Origin of the sequence: Proteus hauseri (assembly GCF_004116975.1) — a bacterium.
Classification (GTDB): Bacteria; Pseudomonadota; Gammaproteobacteria; order Enterobacterales; family Enterobacteriaceae; genus Proteus; species Proteus hauseri.
The window spans coordinates 1,691,447-1,707,781 of record NZ_CP026364.1 but is presented as its reverse complement, the minus strand read 5'-3'; the positions used below and the strand labels follow the sequence as shown (position 1 = coordinate 1,707,781).

Sequence of the window (16,335 nt, the reverse complement as noted above, 5' to 3'; positions counted from 1 at the left end):
CTCTCCTTACTTGCGGCCTTTACGCTGCTGCTTTTTAGGTTGAGCAGCCGGTTTTTCCGCCTGTTCAACTGCAGCCATACCACCCAGGATCTCACCTTTGAAGATCCATACCTTAACGCCGAGCACACCATAAGTGGTTTGTGCTTCTGAGGTATTGTAGTCAATATCCGCACGCAGAGTATGCAGTGGAACACGACCTTCACGATACCATTCAGTACGAGCGATTTCAGCGCCGCCTAAGCGACCACTTACTTCCACTTTGATACCTTTAGCGCCCAAACGCATAGCGTTCTGTACTGCACGCTTCATAGCACGACGGAACATAACACGACGTTCCAGCTGTGAAGTGATGCTGTCAGCAACTAATTTTGCGTCTAGTTCAGGTTTACGTACTTCGGCGATATTAATTTGCGCAGGAACGCCAGCGATTTCCGCTACGTTTTTACGCAGTTTTTCAACATCTTCACCTTTTTTACCGATAACGATGCCTGGGCGAGCAGTGTGAATAGTCACACGAATGCTTTTTGCAGGACGCTCGATAACGATACGAGATACAGATGCTTTTGCCAGTTCTTTAGTTAAGTACTGGCGCACTTTAAAATCGCTGTCTAGGTTGTCAGCGAATTCATTGGTACCCGCATACCATGTGGAATTCCAAGGCTTGACAATGCCAAGGCGGATACCATTAGGATGTACTTTTTGACCCATTGCTAGTCTCCAGAGTCTCAGCGATCAGACACAACCACAGTGATGTGGCTGGTGCGCTTCAGAATACGATCTGCACGGCCTTTTGCACGAGGCATAATGCGCTTCATAGAAGGACCTTCGTCAACAAAGATCTTAGCTACTTTCAGATCATCAATATCAGCGCCATCGTTGTGTTCTGCGTTAGCAATAGCAGACTCAAGTACTTTCTTCACTAAACCAGCAGCTTTCTTGTTGGTATAGGTCAGGGTTTCCAGAGCTTGCGACACTTTCTTACCGCGAATCAGGTCTGCCACTAGGCGAACCTTCTGAGCAGAAGAACGAGCGTGGCGATGCATAGCTATAGTTTCCATCTCTTCCTCCTACCTTATTTTTTCTTAGCCTTTTTATCGGCTGCATGACCGCGATAAGTACGGGTCGGCGCGAATTCACCCAGTTTATGTCCAACCATTTCGTCGGAAACGTAAACTGGAACATGCTGACGACCATTATGGACAGCGATGGTCAAACCGATCATGTTAGGAAAGATCGTTGAACGACGGGACCAAGTCTTAACAGGCTTTTTGTCACCGCTTTCCACCGCTTTCTCTACCTTCTTCAGCAAGTGCAGGTCAATAAAAGGACCTTTCTTGAGAGAACGTGGCATGGCTTATCCTCTAATTATTTCTTAGTACGACGATGAACGATAAAGTGTTCAGTGCGTTTGTTTTTACGAGTCTTCTTACCTTTGGTTTGAACGCCCCAAGGTGTTACAGGGTGTTTACCAAAGTTACGACCTTCACCACCACCATGTGGGTGATCAACTGGGTTCATCGCAGTACCACGAACGGTAGGGCGAATACCACGCCAGCGGCTTGCACCAGCTTTACCCAGAACGCGTAACATATGTTCAGAGTTACCAACTTCACCGATAGTCGCACGACAGTCAGAAGGGATCTTACGCATTTCACCAGAACGCAGACGGATAGTTACATAAGCACCATCACGAGCAACGATCTGAACATAAGTACCAGCTGAACGAGCTAATTGACCACCTTTACCTGGTTTCATTTCTACGTTATGAACTGTAGAACCAACCGGGATATTACGCATTGGTAAGGTGTTACCAGCTTTGATTGTAGCATCAACGCCAGACTGAACTTTATCACCTGCTTTCAGGCCTTTTGGAGCCAAAATGTAGCGACGTTCACCATCAGCATACAGCACTAATGCGATGTTTGCTGAACGGTTTGGATCATATTCCAAACGCTCTACTGTCGCAGGGATACCATCTTTGTTGCGTTTAAAGTCAACAATACGGTAAGCCTGTTTGTGACCACCACCGATATGACGAGTGGTGATACGACCATTGTTGTTACGACCACCGGTTTTGCTGCTTTTTTCAAGCAACGGTGCATAAGGTTTCCCTTTATGCAGCTCTGGGTTTACCACTTTAACTACGTGGCGACGGCCCGGAGACGTAGGTTTACATTTAACAATTGCCATTGTTCTTTACTCCTCCGACTTACTCAGCGCCGCCGACGAAGTCCAAATTCTGGCCTTCCTTCAGGGTGACGTAAGCTTTTTTCCAGTCGCTACGACGACCAACACGCTGACCGTGACGTTTCACTTTGCCTTTCATTAGCAGAGTGTTAACACTTTCAACTTCGACTTCAAACAGTTTTTGTACAGCTGCTTTAATCTCTGCTTTGGTCGCGTCTTTGGCAACTTTGAGAACGATGGTGTTTGATTTTTCCATCGCGATAGAAGCTTTTTCAGATACGTGCGGCGCGCGCAGTACTTTCAGCAGACGTTCTTCACGGATCATGCCAGCATCTCCTCAACTTGCTTCACAGCGTCAGCAGTCATGACGACTTTGTCGAAGGCGATCAAGCTAACTGGGTCGATAGTTGCTACATCACGTACGTCAACTTTATATAAGTTGCGTGCTGCTAAATATAGATTTTCATCTACTTCAGCTGTGATAATCAGAACATCTTCCAGAGCCATATCTTTCAGTTTCTGTGCCAGCAGCTTAGTTTTAGGCGCTTCTACAGAGAACTTCTCAACGACAATCAGACGATCTTGACGTACCAATTCTGACAGAATGCTCTTAAGAGCACCGCGGTACATCTTTTTATTTACTTTTTGACTGTGGTCCTGTGGTTTAGCTGCGAAGCTAACACCACCAGAGCGCCAAATTGGGCTCTTGATTGAACCTGAACGTGCGCGACCTGTACCTTTCTGGCGCCATGGCTTTTTGCCTGAACCAGAAACTTCAGCACGGGTTTTCTGAGCACGAGTACCTTGACGAGCACCAGCAGCGTATGCAACGACTACTTGGTGCACAAGCGCTTCGTTAAAGTCACGCCCGAAGGTAGTTTCGGAAACAGTCAGCGCGCCTTGCGCGTCTTTCATTACCAATTCCATTCCTATCTCCTCGACGTTACGCCTTGACAGCTGGTTTAACGATCAGGTCACTGCCAGTTGCACCTGGAACAGCACCTTTGACCAGCAGCAGGTTGCGCTCAGCGTCAACACGTACTACTTCCAGGCTCTGAACGGTAACTTGTTCGTTACCCAGTTGACCTGCCATTTTCTTGCCTTTAAACACCTTACCCGGAGTCTGGTTCTGACCGATAGAACCCGGAACACGGTGAGACAAGGAGTTACCATGGGTAGCATCTTGAGTACGGAAGTTCCAGCGCTTTACAGTACCAGCAAAACCTTTACCTTTAGATGTTCCAGTAACGTCGACTTTTTTAACGTCAGCGAAAATTTCTACACTAATGCTTTGACCCGCAGTGTATTCTTCGCCTTCACTCAGACGGAATTCACGCAGTAAGCGGCCAGCTTCAACACCAGCTTTAGCAAAATGGCCAGCTTCAGGTTTCAGTACACGGTTAGCTTTTTTGCTACCAGTAGTTACCTGAATGGCGCGATAACCGTCTTTCTCCAGATCTCTGACCTGAGTCACACGGTTGTTTTCAATTTCGATAACAGTTACAGGGATTGAAACGCCATCTTCAGTGAAGACACGAGTCATTCCTACTTTTTTACCGACTAAACCAATCATTGTTTCAACCTCTCAATCGCTTGATGACCTGATTAACCTAGGCTGATCTGCACGTCTACGCCGGCAGCCAGATCCAGACGCATCAGAGCATCAACGGTTTTCTCGGTTGGCTCAACGATGTCAACCAGACGTTTGTGAGTGCGAATTTCATACTGATCACGCGCATCTTTATTAACGTGCGGAGAAATCAACACTGTGAAACGCTCTTTGCGAGTCGGCAGTGGGATTGGACCACGAACTTGCGCACCAGTGCGCTTAGCAGTCTCTACGATTTCCGCAGTTGATTGATCAATCAGACGATGATCAAAAGCTTTCAGGCGGATACGGATTCTTTGGTTCTGCATGAGACCAGAGCTCCAACTATTTTTTATAAACGTAAATGATCACTACTCGTACCCATTTCGATTGATGAGAGAGTGTAATCGTTCTGCATATAACTCCCCAATTGGGAGTATTATATTTAATGCAATGTAAAATCTGCATTAGCTGATAAATCAGCCTCACTAAATCAGTGAGCCTGCGCATTATACTTGCCTTAGAGATGAAATCAAGCTGAGAATAAAAAAACAGCGATAAAAGTTTATTTTATTTTCTAAATAAAAAGAAAAAGCAGCCGAAGCTGCTTCTGGAAATGAATATTATTATTAGCTAAAATAATAGCATAACAATGGGTGTTTTTCTTTTTCACTATTTGATAGATATTATTATTCTTCAATAATCTGTGCTTGAAGATAATTTTGAATTCCCAACTTCTCAATTAATTCTAGTTGAGTTTCAATCCAATCAATATGCCCTTCTTCATCTGTTAAGATTTCCAGCATGAGGTCGCGGCTAACATAATCATGAATTGAATCAGCATAAGCAATAGCTTCACGAAGATCTTTTGCACCGCCTAATTCCAGCTCCAAATCAGAACGTAGCATCTCTCCAACATCTTCACCAATATTGAGCTTACCTAAATCTTGTAAATTAGGCAGACCTTCTAAAAATAAAATACGCTCAATATATCTATCAGCATGTTTCATTTCATCGATGGATTCATGGTATTCCATTTCATTCAGACGAGTTAGCCCCCAGTTTTTAAACATTCGGGCATGTAAGAAGTACTGATTTATTGCAACAAGCTCACCACCTAATAATTTATTAAGGTGGGCTATCATTTTTTTATCACCTTTCATTTTTACGCTCCTTTGCTTCCAGTCTTTTTAGTGTAGACCGTTTGAATCAAGAGGAGAGAAAGGAATGCTAAATTTTGTTATGCAACTTCAGAAATTTGAGAATAAAGGGCAGGCTGCTCATTATCGATTAATTGACGGGTTTGACGTATGCACTTACCACAGCAACTCCCAACAGGAAGAATTTGGCGTAATTCATTAATAGTACGAATTTGATGCTGATGGATAGTTGATAGGATTTTTTTATCACTAACACCGTGACAGAGACAAACATACATAATAACAACCTCATTAACTACTATACATTAAGATAGTAAATGATAATTGTTATGATTTCAATTCTTATTTGAGTGTTTATTAATCAATAAATAAAAACAAAAAAGGGCATCATTCGATGCCCTTTTCAAGCAATAAGTTAGAAATTAACTTAATACTTTAGCAACAACACCTGCGCCTACTGTACGGCCACCTTCACGGATAGCGAAACGTAAACCGTCGTCCATCGCGATAGGGTGAATCAGTTCAACGATCATGTTGATGTTGTCACCTGGCATTACCATTTCTACGCCTTCTGGTAATTCGATAGTACCAGTTACGTCAGTTGTACGGAAGTAGAACTGTGGACGGTAACCTTTGAAGAATGGAGTGTGACGACCACCTTCATCTTTGCTCAGGATATAAACTTCTGATTCGAATTTAGTGTGTGGCTTGATTGAACCTGGTTTAGCCAGTACTTGTCCACGTTCGATTTCTTCACGTTTAGTACCACGCAGAAGAACACCTACGTTCTCACCTGCACGACCTTCGTCAAGTAATTTACGGAACATTTCAACGCCAGTACAAGTTGTTTTAACTGTGTCTTTAATACCAACAATCTCAACTTCTTCACCAACTTTAACAACACCACGCTCTACACGGCCGGTTACTACTGTACCACGACCAGAGATTGAGAATACGTCTTCGATAGGCAGCAGGAATGGTTTGTCAATTGCACGCTCTGGTTCTGGGATGTAAGAATCCAGTGCTTCTGCTAATTTAACAATTTGTGCTTCCCACTCAGCTTCGCCTTCCAGTGCTTTCAGCGCTGAACCACGGATTACTGGAGTGTCATCACCTGGGAAATCGTACTGAGACAGAAGTTCACGAACTTCCATTTCTACTAATTCCAGCAGTTCTTCATCATCAACCATGTCACATTTGTTCAGGAATACGATGATGTAAGGAACACCAACCTGGCGACCTAACAGGATGTGCTCACGAGTTTGTGGCATTGGACCATCAGTCGCAGCAACAACCAGGATAGCGCCATCCATTTGCGCAGCACCAGTGATCATGTTTTTAACATAGTCGGCGTGACCTGGGCAGTCTACGTGCGCGTAGTGACGGCTTGGGGTGTCATATTCTACGTGTGAAGTAGAGATGGTGATACCACGAGCTTTTTCTTCTGGTGCGTTATCGATTTGATCGAATGCACGAGCAGCACCACCGTAAGTTTTAGCTAAAACTGTAGTGATTGCAGCAGTCAGAGTTGTTTTACCGTGGTCAACGTGGCCGATAGTACCAACGTTAACGTGCGGTTTTGAACGTTCAAATTTTTCTTTAGACATTTAAATTGTCCCTCTAAGACACGGAATCGGTGGTTACACCACATCAACCAAGCAGTAATATAAAATTAGCTAGTCGCTATTGCTTGTTAAGATTTTTTATCAGGGAGGCAAGAACATGAAGGAATGGTGCTGATAGGCAGATTCGAACTGCCGACCTCACCCTTACCAAGGGTGCGCTCTACCAACTGAGCTATATCAGCACATCTGGAGCGGGCAGCGGGAATCGAACCCGCATCATCAGCTTGGAAGGCTGAGGTAATAGCCATTATACGATGCCCGCAGAACTCGGCTACCTGACTTAAAATCAGCTTTGTATTCTACTCAAGTGTTTAGTATTTGAAAACACTTAAGTTAGGAATTAATGGTGGTGGGAGAAGGATTCGAACCTTCGAAGTCTGTGACGGCAGATTTACAGTCTGCTCCCTTTGGCCGCTTGGGTATCCCACCAACTAAATTTTTATGGTGCCGGCACCAAGAGTCGAACTCGGGACCTACTGATTACAAGTCAGTTGCTCTACCAACTGAGCTATGCCGGCTAAGTGGTGCGCATTCTAGGAGGAGTTTCATCATGATGCAACAAAAAAATTGCGATATTTGTTCTTTTGCTTAGATTTTGTTCACTTTTGCATGGATTGTTGATTTTTTAGGAAAAAAACGACCAAAATGACAGCACCACGAACAAGACAGATTAAGATTTAAATCTGTTTTACTTTCTCATTTTTTTCATCGATAAATGTTTTTTTGAAAAAAATTAATAATACTTAATTATTCTACGCTAAAAAATAAATTTTATGTCTATTTTTTGTACTTTTTTTATAAATTTATTCAGTTCGCGTCAAAAAAAGCATAAAAAAATTAAAATATATCTACGCCTAAGAGAGTTCACTCGCTATGATGCTGTTTATTTTTTATCGGATACGGGTGTTTTAAACAGCCTGTCCAACCTGCGAATATTAGGCAGATGTTGGCTTATGAATAACAAAGAACGCTTTATAACCCCTTATTTAGAATTTGACAGAAAACAGTGGGCAACGTTAAGAGATTCAGTTCCTTTAACGCTAACAGAAAAAGAAATAGCAGATCTTAAAGGGATTAATGAAGAAATCTCTATTGATGATGTTATTGAAATTTATCTTCCATTATCTAGGTTGCTAAACTTTTACATTAGCTCAAATTTGCGCCGTCAAGCTGTCTTAGAGCAGTTTCTTGGTACTAATAGTGCCAAAATACCTTATATCATCGGTATAGCAGGTAGTGTTGCTGTGGGTAAAAGCACAACAGCTCGCTTACTCCAAGCGCTTTTAACACGCTGGCCTGAACATCGTAAGGTTGATTTAATTACAACTGATGGATTTTTATTACCCAATGCTGAATTAAAGAAACGCGGCATAATGAAGAAAAAAGGATTTCCTGAATCCTATGATATGCATAGTCTTGTTTCTTTTGTTTCAGATATTAAGTCAGGCAAAAAACAGGTTACAGCACCTGTTTATTCTCACTTAGTTTATGACATTCTTCCTGATAAAAAACAGGTTATTGAACAGCCTGATATTTTAATTCTTGAAGGACTTAATGTATTACAGAGTAATCAAGATTATCCTCATGATCCACATAATGTCTTTGTATCAGACTATGTCGACTTTTCAATTTATGTTGATGCAGATGAAGAATTATTAAAGCACTGGTATATCAGTCGCTTTTTAAAATTTAGAGAAGGCGCATTTACCGATCCTGAATCGTATTTTAATAATTACTCTAAATTAAGCAAAGAAGAGTCTATTGAAATTGCTACTTCGATTTGGCAAGAAATTAACGGCCTTAACCTTAAAGAAAATATTTTACCAACAAAAGAAAGAGCAAGTTTGATCATGACCAAGGGTGAGAATCATACTATTACCAACGTTCGATTACGTAAGTAATAGTTATCAATCCTTACGAATATATTAAAATAAATTTTAGCCTGTCAGATAAAAAAATAGCTATGCCTTCTTTTAAGTGCATAGCTATTTCAATGAAGTAAAAAATCACCGTATACCGCGAAGCGATATTTCACCACCAATATAGGGGGTAATTTGATTATCTTGCTCTAAAAGAAGTGCACCCTGCTCATTTATTCCTTTTGCAATGCCAAAAATTTCCTTTTCACCAATAATAAGCTTAACCTTTCTATTCATAAAATTATCTAAACTTTTCCAGCGTTCAATAAATACTGAAAGCCCTTGTTTTTCAAATTGAACAAATGCCTCTCTTAACGCATTAGTAATTTCACAAGCAAGATTATTTCTATCAATTTTTATTCCAACTTGCTCTAAATTAACCCACTGTTGATTAATCGCTTCATTTTGATTTTTGCTCATGGAAATATTGATACCAATACCCGTGACAATATGAGCAACATCACCAGTTTTTCCCGTTAATTCAACAAGAATACCCGAAAGTTTTTTATCATTTAAATAGAGATCATTAGGCCATTTTACTTTAACACCATCTGCACCAAGCTTTTTCAACACTTCGGCTAAAATAACACCAACAACTAAGCTTAAGCCTATTGCCGCAGCAGGTCCCTGTTCAAGCTTCCAATACATACTTAAATATAAGTTTCGGCCAAAAGGAGAGATCCACTGACGCCCTCTTCTTCCACGACCTGCAGATTGATATTCAGCAATACAGACATCGCCGGACTTTAACTCTGCAATACGTTGAATTAAATATTGGTTAGTAGAATCAATAACAGGAATGACCTGAGCAGGATTACCTTTAATATTTTGATTAACTCTATCATTGCTCAGCAAATTCATAGGTGCATCTAATTGATACCCCTTACCTGCAACAGTCTGGATTTCTATTCCCCAACTACGCAACGTTTGGATATGTTTATTAATGCCAGCTCGAGACATCCCTAAATATTCACCCAGTTGCTCACCAGAGTGGATCTGTCCATCAGCAAGAATTTCAATTAATAATAAAGGAGTTGGTATATCTTTCATGAAATTGCATCCACAGCATTGATTTCACCATATTGGCCAATAAAGCGAACTTCTGGTTCTAATTGCACACCAAAACGTTCAGATACCTTTTGACGAATATAGGCTGCCAACTTGACGATATCCTCTCCACTTGCAGTACCCGTGGTATTAATAAGAACTAATGCTTGTTTAAGATGAACCGAGGCTCCGCCTAATTGAAAGCCTTTTAAACCACATTGATCAATAAGCCAGCCTGCTGCCAGTTTAACGCCATTAGATTGCACATACTGAGGACAAAATGGGAATTCATTTTTTAAATGTTGAGCGGTACGTATATCAACAACAGGGTTTTTGAAAAAACTGCCTGCATTACCTGTTACTGCTGGATTGGGTAATTTACTTGTACGCATTAGGCATACTGATTCAAATACCTCTCTAGGCGTGACTGTTTCTGGCGGTAATTTAACTAAATCGCCATAAGTCAAAATAGGTTCCCATTTTTTACTTAGTAAAAAACCGACTGAAATAATAGCGAAGCCTTGTTGGTAATGATGTTTGAAGATGCTATCACGGTAACCAAATTGGCACTCTTTATTTGTTAATCGGCTAATATTACCAGTACTTAATTCAACAATATCAACATAAGCGCAAACATCTTTTAGCTCTTTGCCATATGCCCCAATATTCTGAATTGGAGCAGAACCAACATTGCCAGGGATCAATGCTAAGTTTTCTAACCCGTAAATATTCTTTTCTAATAAAAATTCAATAAGTTCATGCCAATTTTCACCTGCTCCAGCATGAATATACCAATATTGTTCATCTTCAGTAATTTCAATGCCAGAAATACAATTACGAATAACAATACCATTGAAATCTTCAATAAACAGAACATTACTACCACTGCCTAAAATAAGCGTTGGTAATTTTTGATCCTGGGCATGTAGCCAATATGTACAGAGCTCATCTTTATTATTTGCAGTTTCTATTTGGTAAGCTTTTGCTCTCAAACCAAATGTATTAAATGCTTGCAATGAAACCGATTCTTTCATGAAAGTCTACCTCATTTAGCTGATGGCTTAGTTTAACAGCCAACTATCATTGAGGATAGCAAAGTGATAAGTGATTAGGGATAAGCTGTTATATCGCTATTTAAATAATACTATAAACGCAAAAAAGCCAACCCAGTGGGTTGGCTTTTTCGTCTTATTTAATGCCTGGCAGTTCCCTACTCTCACATGGGGAGACCCCACACTACCATCGGCGCTACAACGTTTCACTTCTGAGTTCGGCATGGGATCAGGTGGGACCGCTGCGCTATGGCCGCCAAGCAAATTCGGTATCTATAACTATCTGTTTATTTAGTTATATAAATTCTTATGGTGCTGATACCCAGATTCGAACTGGGGACCTCACCCTTACCAAGGGTGTGCTCTACCAACTGAGCCATATCAGCAACTAGTGGCTTATTGTCACCGGCTGACACAGCCTAAAATTTAATGCCTGGCAGTTCCCTACTCTCACATGGGGAGACCCCACACTACCATCGGCGCTACAACGTTTCACTTCTGAGTTCGGCATGGGATCAGGTGGGACCGCTGCGCTATGGCCGCCAAGCAAATTCTGTTTATTACCCGTTACGCCAATCTCTCTGCGTAACCAGTAATTCAATCTTAAACAAGCTTACTTCATCAAATTTTGTCTCTCAGACAAAACACCTTCGGTGTTGTCAGGTTAAGCCTCACGGTTCATTAGTACTGGTTAGCTCAACGTATCGCTACGCTTACACACCCAGCCTATCAACGTCTTAGTCTTAAACGTTCCTTTAGGTCACTCAAGGTGACAGGGAAGACTCATCTCGAGGCAAGTTTCCCGCTTAGATGCTTTCAGCGGTTATCTCTTCCGCACTTAGCTACCGGGCAATGCCATTGGCATGACAACCCGAACACCAGTGGTGCGTTCACTCCGGTCCTCTCGTACTAGGAGCAACCCCTCTCAATCTTCCAACGCCCACGGCAGATAGGGACCGAACTGTCTCACGACGTTCTAAACCCAGCTCGCGTACCACTTTAAATGGCGAACAGCCATACCCTTGGGACCTACTTCAGCCCCAGGATGTGATGAGCCGACATCGAGGTGCCAAACACCGCCGTCGATATGAACTCTTGGGCGGTATCAGCCTGTTATCCCCGGAGTACCTTTTATCCGTTGAGCGATGGCCCTTCCATTCAGAACCACCGGATCACTAAGACCTACTTTCGTACCTGCTCGAGCCGTCACTCTCACAGTCAAGCTGGCTTATGCCTTTGCACTAACCGCATGATGTCCGACCATGCTTAGCCAACCTTCGTGCTCCTCCGTTACTCTTTAGGAGGAGACCGCCCCAGTCAAACTACCCACCAGACACGGTCCCCGATCCAGATTATGGACCTAGGTTAGAACATCAAACGTTAAAGGGTGGTATTTCAAGGTTGACTCCATGCAGACTGGCGTCCACACTTCAAAGTCTCCCACCTATCCTACACATCAAGGCTCAATGTTCAGTGTCAAGCTATAGTAAAGGTTCACGGGGTCTTTCCGTCTTGCCGCGGGTACACTGCATCTTCACAGCGAGTTCAATTTCACTGAGTCTCGGGTGGAGACAGCCTGGCCATCATTACGCCATTCGTGCAGGTCGGAACTTACCCGACAAGGAATTTCGCTACCTTAGGACCGTTATAGTTACGGCCGCCGTTTACTGGGGCTTCGATCAAGAGCTTCTCCCTAAGGATAACCCCATCAATTAACCTTCCAGCACCGGGCAGGCGTCACACCGTATACGTCCACTTTCGTGTTTGCACAGTGCTGTGTTTTTAATAAACAGTTGCAGCCAGCTGGTATCTTCGACTGGCTTCGGCTCCGTCCGCAGGGACTTCACTTACCGCCAGCGTGCCTTCTCCCGAAGTTACGGCACCATTTTGCCTAGTTCCTTCACCCGAGTTCTCTCAAGCGCCTGAGTATTCTCTACCTGACCACCTGTGTCGGTTTGGGGTACGATTGTTGGTAACCTGAAGCTTAGAGGCTTTTCCTGGAAGCAGGGCATCAATTGCTTCACCACCTTAGTGGTTCGTCATCACACCTCAGCATTAAGTGACCGGATTTGCCTAATCACTCTGCCTACATGCTTGAACCGGGACGACCGTCGCCCGGACAACCTAGCCTTCTCCGTTCCCCCATCGCAGTTACCACCAGTACGGGAATATTAACCCGTTTCCCATCGACTACGCTTTTCAGCCTCGCCTTAGGGGTCGACTCACCCTGCCCCGATTAACGTTGGACAGGAACCCTTGGTCTTCCGGCGTGCGGGTTTTTCACCCGCATTATCGTTACTTATGTCAGCATTCGCACTTCTGATACCTCCAGCATGCCTCACAGCACACCTTCGCAGGCTTACAGAACGCTCCCCTACCCAACAACACCTAAGTGTCGCTGCCGCAGCTTCGGTGCATGGTTTAGCCCCGTTACATCTTCCGCGCGGGCCGACTCGACCAGTGAGCTATTACGCTTTCTTTAAATGATGGCTGCTTCTAAGCCAACATCCTGGCTGTCTGAGCCTTCCCACTTCGTTTCCCACTTAACCATGACTTTGGGACCTTAGCTGGCGGTCTGGGTTGTTTCCCTCTTCACGACGGACGTTAGCACCCGCCGTGTGTCTCCCGTGATAACATTCTTCGGTATTCGCAGTTTGCATCGAGTTGGTAAGTCGGGATGACCCCCTAGTCGAAACAGTGCTCTACCCCCGAAGATGAGTTCACGAGGCGCTACCTAAATAGCTTTCGGGGAGAACCAGCTATCTCCCGGTTTGATTGGCCTTTCACCCCCATCCACAAGTCATCCGCTAATTTTTCAACATTAGTCGGTTCGGTCCTCCAGTTAGTGTTACCCAACCTTCAACCTGCCCATGGATAGATCACCGGGTTTCGGGTCTATACCCTGCAACTCATTCGCCCAGTTAAGACTCGGTTTCCCTACGGCTCCCCTATACGGTTAACCTTGCTACAGAATATAAGTCGCTGACCCATTATACAAAAGGTACGCAGTCACCCCATAAAAGAGGCTCCTACTGCTTGTACGTACACGGTTTCAGGTTCTTTTTCACTCCCCTCGCCGGGGTTCTTTTCGCCTTTCCCTCACGGTACTGGTTCACTATCGGTCAATCAGGAGTATTTAGCCTTGGAGGATGGTCCCCCCATATTCAGACAGGATAACACGTGTCCCGCCCTACTCGTCGAGTTCACAATAACAGCATCTTCAGATACGGGGCTATCACCCTTTACTGCCGGACTTTCCAGACCGTTCTCCTGATGCTGCTATTGATTAAGACTCTGGGCTGTTCCCCGTTCGCTCGCCGCTACTAGGGGAATCTCGGTTGATTTCTTTTCCTCGGGGTACTGAGATGTTTCAGTTCTCCCGGTTCGCTTCATTACGCTATGTATTCACGTAATGATAATATCCATTGGATATTGGGTTTCCCCATTCGGAAATCGTCGGTTATAACGGTTCATATCACCTTACCGACGCTTATCGCAGATTAGCACGTCCTTCATCGCCTCTGATTGCCTAGGCATCCACCGTGTACGCTTATTCGCTTAACCTCACAACCCGAAGGTGTTTCTCTCGAAGACGACTTTAAAGGTCATGGCTACACAAGTATCAATTCATTGTTGGGCAGTGCTCGTAATGCTCACATACTTATGTATGCTGCGCTTACTGCGCGCTGTCCGCCTAGAATTGCTATTGCTCGCTCATGACACTCGCCTTGGAGTATCACAAATTCAAGGTCTGAGATTTTGAGAGACTCATCAATATACCTCGGTGATATATTGATTTGTTTTCAATTTTTCAGCTTGTTCCAGATTGTTAAAGAGCATAAATAGTTAAAATAACTTACTTAAATTATTTTAACTATTTTCTGATTTTCATCAGACATAGTGTGGTACGCCTTTCACTCATACCGCGCATTGGCGTCCCCTAGGGGATTCGAACCCCTGTTACCGCCGTGAAAGGGCGGTGTCCTAGGCCTCTAGACGAAGGGGACTCTTGTCAGCTTCGCAGACGCGCTTTTGCTCGTTCTTCATCAGACAATCTGTGTGAGCACTACACATAACACGTATCTCTTAGGTAAGGAGGTGATCCAACCGCAGGTTCCCCTACGGTTACCTTGTTACGACTTCACCCCAGTCATGAATCACAAAGTGGTAAGCGCCCTCCCGAAGGTTAAGCTACCTACTTCTTTTGCAACCCACTCCCATGGTGTGACGGGCGGTGTGTACAAGGCCCGGGAACGTATTCACCGTAGCATTCTGATCTACGATTACTAGCGATTCCGACTTCATGGAGTCGAGTTGCAGACTCCAATCCGGACTACGACAGACTTTATGAGTTCCGCTTGCTCTCGCGAGGTCGCTTCTCTTTGTATCTGCCATTGTAGCACGTGTGTAGCCCTACTCGTAAGGGCCATGATGACTTGACGTCATCCCCACCTTCCTCCGGTTTATCACCGGCAGTCTCCTTTGAGTTCCCGCCATTACGCGCTGGCAACAAAGGATAAGGGTTGCGCTCGTTGCGGGACTTAACCCAACATTTCACAACACGAGCTGACGACAGCCATGCAGCACCTGTCTCAGAGTTCCCGAAGGCACTCCTCTATCTCTAAAGGATTCTCTGGATGTCAAGAGTAGGTAAGGTTCTTCGCGTTGCATCGAATTAAACCACATGCTCCACCGCTTGTGCGGGCCCCCGTCAATTCATTTGAGTTTTAACCTTGCGGCCGTACTCCCCAGGCGGTCGATTTAACGCGTTAGCTCCGGAAGCCACGCCTCAAGGGCACAACCTCCAAATCGACATCGTTTACAGCGTGGACTACCAGGGTATCTAATCCTGTTTGCTCCCCACGCTTTCGCACCTGAGCGTCAGTCTTTGTCCAGGGGGCCGCCTTCGCCACCGGTATTCCTCCACATCTCTACGCATTTCACCGCTACACGTGGAATTCTACCCCCCTCTACAAGACTCTAGCCAACCAGTTTCAGATGCAATTCCCAAGTTAAGCTCGGGGCTTTCACATCTGACTTAATTGACCGCCTGCGTGCGCTTTACGCCCAGTAATTCCGATTAACGCTTGCACCCTCCGTATTACCGCGGCTGCTGGCACGGAGTTAGCCGGTGCTTCTTCTGCGGGTAACGTCAATTGCTAAGAGTATTAATCTTAACACCTTCCTCCCCGCTGAAAGTACTTTACAACCCTAAGGCCTTCTTCATACACGCGGCATGGCTGCATCAGGCTTGCGCCCATTGTGCAATATTCCCCACTGCTGCCTCCCGTAGGAGTCTGGGCCGTGTCTCAGTCCCAGTGTGGCTGATCATCCTCTCAGACCAGCTAGAGATCGTCGCCTAGGTGAGCCATTACCTCACCTACTAGCTAATCCCATATGGGTTCATCCGATAGCGCAAGGTCCGAAGAGCCCCTGCTTTGGTCCGTAGACGTCATGCGGTATTAGCTACCGTTTCCAGTAGTTATCCCCCTCTATCGGGCAGATCCCCATACATTACTCACCCGTCCGCCGCTCGTCAGCAAGAAAGCAAGCTTTCCTCTGTTACCGCTCGACTTGCATGTGTTAGGCCTGCCGCCAGCGTTCAATCTGAGCCATGATCAAACTCTTCAATTAAAAGTGTTTGATGCTCAAAGAAATCGAATACTTAGCTTCATTCATAAATGAATTTTACTTTTGTAAACACTCTTTAAGACTTATATACATCTAAATATTTTAGAAGATATTGTCTCTGTGAGT

At 44.3% G+C, this 16,335-nt stretch carries 14 protein-coding genes, 6 tRNA genes and 4 rRNA genes; 1 reads left to right on the top strand and 23 read right to left on the bottom strand.

Annotated features, from left to right (window positions below):
* Nucleotides 1–6: 6 nt before the first annotated feature.
* The 15 genes from rpsC to PH4a_RS07670 form a co-directional block, all read right to left on the bottom strand.
* A complete protein-coding gene (gene rpsC, locus PH4a_RS07740) occupies nt 7–708 on the bottom strand; it encodes a 30S ribosomal protein S3 (protein ID WP_064718510.1) in 702 nt (233 codons plus the stop codon).
* Between the two features lie 17 nt (nt 709–725).
* Nucleotides 726–1,058 (bottom strand): 50S ribosomal protein L22, encoded by a 333-nt coding sequence (rplV, locus tag PH4a_RS07735; RefSeq protein WP_064718509.1) that lies wholly within the window; start codon nt 1,056–1,058, stop codon nt 726–728.
* Nucleotides 1,059–1,072: 14 nt separating this feature from the next.
* On the bottom strand, nt 1,073–1,351 hold the full coding sequence (gene rpsS, locus PH4a_RS07730; RefSeq protein ID WP_004246960.1) for a 30S ribosomal protein S19: 279 nt from the start codon (nt 1,349–1,351) through the stop codon (nt 1,073–1,075).
* 14 nt (nt 1,352–1,365) lie between these two features.
* Complete coding sequence (gene rplB, locus PH4a_RS07725; RefSeq protein WP_064718508.1) at nt 1,366–2,190, bottom strand: 50S ribosomal protein L2; 825 nt, start codon at nt 2,188–2,190, stop codon at nt 1,366–1,368.
* 19 nt (nt 2,191–2,209) lie between these two features.
* On the bottom strand, nt 2,210–2,512 hold the full coding sequence (gene rplW, locus PH4a_RS07720) for a 50S ribosomal protein L23 (protein ID WP_066749755.1): 303 nt from the start codon (nt 2,510–2,512) through the stop codon (nt 2,210–2,212).
* On the bottom strand, nt 2,509–3,114 hold the full coding sequence (rplD, locus tag PH4a_RS07715; RefSeq protein WP_064718506.1) for a 50S ribosomal protein L4: 606 nt from the start codon (nt 3,112–3,114) through the stop codon (nt 2,509–2,511). Before rplD ends, rplW begins: the two co-directional genes overlap by 4 nt.
* Before the next feature lie 16 nt (nt 3,115–3,130).
* Nucleotides 3,131–3,760 carry a 50S ribosomal protein L3 gene (gene rplC / locus PH4a_RS07710; RefSeq protein ID WP_129038997.1) on the bottom strand — a complete coding sequence of 210 codons (630 nt, stop codon included), beginning with the start codon at nt 3,758–3,760 and terminating at the stop codon, nt 3,131–3,133.
* Between the two features lie 32 nt (nt 3,761–3,792).
* A complete protein-coding gene (rpsJ, locus tag PH4a_RS07705; protein WP_001181005.1) occupies nt 3,793–4,104 on the bottom strand; it encodes a 30S ribosomal protein S10 in 312 nt (103 codons plus the stop codon).
* Between the two features lie 360 nt (nt 4,105–4,464).
* A complete protein-coding gene (bfr, locus tag PH4a_RS07700) occupies nt 4,465–4,938 on the bottom strand; it encodes a bacterioferritin (protein ID WP_129038995.1) in 474 nt (157 codons plus the stop codon).
* Nucleotides 4,939–5,015: 77 nt separating this feature from the next.
* A complete protein-coding gene (gene bfd / locus PH4a_RS07695) occupies nt 5,016–5,213 on the bottom strand; it encodes a bacterioferritin-associated ferredoxin (protein WP_129038993.1) in 198 nt (65 codons plus the stop codon).
* Nucleotides 5,214–5,357: 144 nt separating this feature from the next.
* Complete coding sequence (gene tuf / locus PH4a_RS07690) at nt 5,358–6,542, bottom strand: elongation factor Tu (RefSeq protein WP_129038369.1); 1,185 nt, start codon at nt 6,540–6,542, stop codon at nt 5,358–5,360.
* A 124-nt stretch (nt 6,543–6,666) separates the two neighbouring features.
* Nucleotides 6,667–6,742, bottom strand: a tRNA-Thr gene (locus PH4a_RS07685).
* 5 nt (nt 6,743–6,747) lie between these two features.
* Nucleotides 6,748–6,822: transfer RNA gene (locus PH4a_RS07680), tRNA-Gly, on the bottom strand.
* An 82-nt stretch (nt 6,823–6,904) separates the two neighbouring features.
* Nucleotides 6,905–6,989, bottom strand: a tRNA-Tyr gene (locus PH4a_RS07675).
* Nucleotides 6,990–7,002: 13 nt separating this feature from the next.
* A tRNA-Thr gene (locus tag PH4a_RS07670) sits at nt 7,003–7,078 on the bottom strand.
* A gap of 435 nt (nt 7,079–7,513) precedes the next feature.
* Here PH4a_RS07670 and coaA point away from each other — a divergent pair.
* Nucleotides 7,514–8,461, top strand: coding sequence for a type I pantothenate kinase (gene coaA, locus PH4a_RS07665; RefSeq protein WP_129038991.1), 948 nt, complete (start codon nt 7,514–7,516; stop codon nt 8,459–8,461).
* A gap of 105 nt (nt 8,462–8,566) precedes the next feature.
* On the opposite strand, the gene birA is transcribed toward coaA, so the two are convergent.
* The 8 genes from birA to PH4a_RS07625 all read right to left on the bottom strand — a co-directional run bounded on the left by birA (nt 8,567) and on the right by PH4a_RS07625 (nt 16,212).
* A complete protein-coding gene (gene birA / locus PH4a_RS07660) occupies nt 8,567–9,529 on the bottom strand; it encodes a bifunctional biotin--[acetyl-CoA-carboxylase] ligase/biotin operon repressor BirA (protein ID WP_129038989.1) in 963 nt (320 codons plus the stop codon).
* On the bottom strand, nt 9,526–10,560 hold the full coding sequence (gene murB / locus PH4a_RS07655) for a UDP-N-acetylmuramate dehydrogenase (RefSeq protein WP_129038987.1): 1,035 nt from the start codon (nt 10,558–10,560) through the stop codon (nt 9,526–9,528). Before murB ends, birA begins: the two co-directional genes overlap by 4 nt.
* A 163-nt stretch (nt 10,561–10,723) precedes the next feature.
* Nucleotides 10,724–10,839 (bottom strand): 5S ribosomal RNA (gene rrf / locus PH4a_RS07650).
* 49 nt (nt 10,840–10,888) lie between these two features.
* Nucleotides 10,889–10,964 (bottom strand) — tRNA-Thr (locus PH4a_RS07645).
* 45 nt (nt 10,965–11,009) lie between these two features.
* Nucleotides 11,010–11,125, bottom strand: a 5S ribosomal RNA gene (gene rrf, locus PH4a_RS07640).
* Between the two features lie 113 nt (nt 11,126–11,238).
* A 23S ribosomal RNA gene (locus PH4a_RS07635) occupies nt 11,239–14,142 on the bottom strand.
* A gap of 367 nt (nt 14,143–14,509) precedes the next feature.
* Nucleotides 14,510–14,585 (bottom strand) — tRNA-Glu (locus PH4a_RS07630).
* Between the two features lie 84 nt (nt 14,586–14,669).
* Nucleotides 14,670–16,212: ribosomal RNA gene (locus tag PH4a_RS07625) — 16S ribosomal RNA — on the bottom strand.
* Together the 16S, 23S and 5S rRNA genes with 2 tRNA genes alongside form the textbook arrangement of a ribosomal RNA operon.
* Between the last annotated feature and the right edge of the window lie 123 nt (nt 16,213–16,335).